Source organism: Treponema sp. R80B11-R83G3 (genome assembly GCF_054786115.1).
In genome coordinates this window covers 1-2,571 of the sequence record NZ_BDHF01000141.1, presented here as the reverse complement: position 1 = coordinate 2,571, position 2,571 = coordinate 1, and the positions used below count along the sequence as shown (strand labels likewise).

The following is a 2,571-nucleotide window of genomic DNA, read 5'->3' as shown; positions in this document are numbered from 1 at the left end:
GTAGTCTTCTTCAACCTTTACTTGCCATGACGCGATAATAAATTTTACAAGATCACGTATTGATTTATCAAAATCATTATTAATAGTATTATTTTTTTTCTTTAAATGTCCTTTACTAAACTTTTGATCATGGATAACGACAAATTCCTCTAATCCTTTTGCCGCACAAGCTACTGCGAGCTTTGAGCCTTTATCACTTCTAAAACAGTTGCTATCTCCGTGACCATCAGCGACTATAGCGATAGATACATTATCATTTTCATTTTTATATGATGCGTCTTGACAACTTATACCTTGTTTAGTATGACTATTGCCTATTATAGTAATCGCAAATGGTTTATAACTGTTCATTACCAATCCAATTGATCATTATCAGGAGTAACGGCAATTCCTTCAACAAATTCTTGTAAATTTGAATTTAATTCTTGTTGTTTTTGTTCATCGCCTGCTTCCGGACTAAATTCGCCGACATTGGAACTTTTACTGGCAACTTGTGAAGCGCGAACACTTACAAATTTAATCATTTTCTTCAATGTTGCCGCATTATGAGTTTCCAATACAGCTTCCATAGAACCAGTAAATTCTTTTAACATATCCTTATTAGCGTCATCACCTATGGCTATTGCAACCTTAACGCTCGCCTTAAACCAGTTGTTCTGCCGTAATGCCGCCAAATTGCTTTGCCATTCATCTGTAGGCTCACCATCCGACAGCAAAAATATTGCGGGGGCAAATGAACCGGAAGCCTCTTGCATAAATGCCTTGGTTGAAAGCTTGTCATTCAATGTTTTACATGCTGCCCCAAAATCGGTAACGCCAGATGCATCCAGATAATTCCAACGGAATTGATCTGCTTCAACAGGCCCATTTGCGGTAATCCATCGCGCTCCAGAAGAAAATTCAAGAGCGGCAATTTTTATTTGAGCATCGGCGTTTTCATCTGACACTTCTCTGATAGCAGGAATAACTTCTTCTATTGCTACATTAACTGCTCCAATTTTACTTCCATCCATACTTCCTGAAGTATCAATGATAAAAAACAATACCATAGTCCTTCTTGGAATTTCAATTTTGTCCATTAATGACATAACATTCTCCTTTAATTTGCTATATTATTTCGGCATTTGACTGCCCAAAATTAATTATCATTCCTTTTTTTACTTTGAAAATGGTGTTAGGAGTTATAGAAGTAACATCGTTCTCAACCGTTACTGTCCAATTTTTATTGGATACATTTTTCATTTCAAATTCATTCCCATTTATAGCAGTCTCACCGGCAACAGTTTGAAAATCATCAGAGTCTTTTTCAATATGACATGTGTAAAGTTTTGTTCGCTGATGAACAGGCAAATTGTATCTGTATGTTTTTATATAAAAAGGAAATGTATTTGTTTTTTTACATACAGGACATGGATTATTATTTACCGGATCGGCAAAATAAATTTCACCGCAGGGGCATTTAAATATTTCCGATCTCATACGGATAAATATTCTAAGCCATTCTGTTTCAGTAATTCTGTTAGCAGGATTTTTAAGGATATCCTTACTAAAAGCTTTAATAAATTGATCTTGTGCATATACAGGTAAAAATGGCCATTTAACAATAGCGCCTTTATGCAGTCCCTGTACTGGTCTGTTAGAATTATCATCAGGATCCCATACAAATACAGGATTTTCGCCATATATTTTTCTTTCATGTTTTGCATCCATACACACAGGACAGGCGGCTTTTCCTTCAAGCGGATGATTGTTTGTCCACAATAAAAACAGCACTACAGAAAGAGAAAATCTATCAGTTTTAATATCTGGTTTCGCTCCTTTTTCTATAATTTCCGGAGCCATATAACGCGCTTTCCCTGCAATACCTGAATTTTTACCGTATTCTGAGACATTATCATTATCGCATATTAGTACATCACCTGTTTTTGGATTAATAAAAAAATTACCGTCGTTTAAATCCTGATAACTGTAACCTTTTGTATGTAATTCACGAAAGCCGGATGTAATTTGCATAGCGGCATTAGTCATTGCCGTTATACTTGCAAATCCTTCCTTGCCTATTAGAAATCTTGAAAAATCTTTATATTCGGCAGGGCGCAAATCCATTATATAACCAAAAGCATCTCCTTTATGTTCTGTTATATCTTCAGGCCAAAGAAATGCATTGGTTGGTTTTCCTTTCTTTATATTATTTTCAAGATTAGCATAAAACTTTTTTGGATCTTTAAATTTTTTCCCCGAATACCATTTAAGCGCTTTTGGATTACCACCGTAATTTACATGGTAAACCGCGCCTTGTCCGCCTTCACCTAATTTTTGCTCAACAACAACTTTTTTAAAGTTTTTTGTCTGTATTGTAAACCCTTTCGGTAAATCAATCATTTATTTGCTCTCCTTATCAAGCTAAAAAGTAATAAAGGATTTGTAACGAGTTTCTAAAAAATTTTCAATAAATTCAGAAATCATCGTATTATTATATCTTATTTAATAATAATTAGCAAGATTAAATTTATCTCTTACTATGTAAATGTAAATTTCTTATATAATTACACCCAAAATTAAGTAATAATT

Annotated in this window: 3 protein-coding genes; all 3 read right to left on the bottom strand. The window is 34.1% G+C overall.

The annotated features are described in order from the left end of the window. The coding region (locus ACYVRH_RS11665; RefSeq protein ID WP_461257087.1) for a protein phosphatase 2C domain-containing protein at positions 1-351 on the bottom strand (351 nt) is incomplete at its 3' end. Further along, positions 351-1,088, bottom strand: coding sequence for a vWA domain-containing protein (locus ACYVRH_RS11660; protein ID WP_461257086.1), 738 nt, complete (start codon positions 1,086-1,088; stop codon positions 351-353). The genes ACYVRH_RS11660 and ACYVRH_RS11665, both read right to left, overlap by 1 nt. A 19-nt stretch (positions 1,089-1,107) precedes the next feature. Next, complete coding sequence (locus tag ACYVRH_RS11655; protein WP_461257085.1) at positions 1,108-2,382, bottom strand: protein kinase domain-containing protein; 1,275 nt, start codon at positions 2,380-2,382, stop codon at positions 1,108-1,110. Positions 2,383-2,571: the final 189 nt, after the last annotated feature.

Excerpts from the sequence above, each read along its gene's own strand:
- ACYVRH_RS11660 (WP_461257086.1), bottom strand. The coding sequence starts at position 1,088 with ATGTCATTAATGGACAAAATTGAAATTCCAAGAAGGACTATGGTATTG.
- ACYVRH_RS11655 (WP_461257085.1), bottom strand. The coding sequence starts at position 2,382 with ATGATTGATTTACCGAAAGGGTTTACAATACAGACAAAAAACTTTAAA.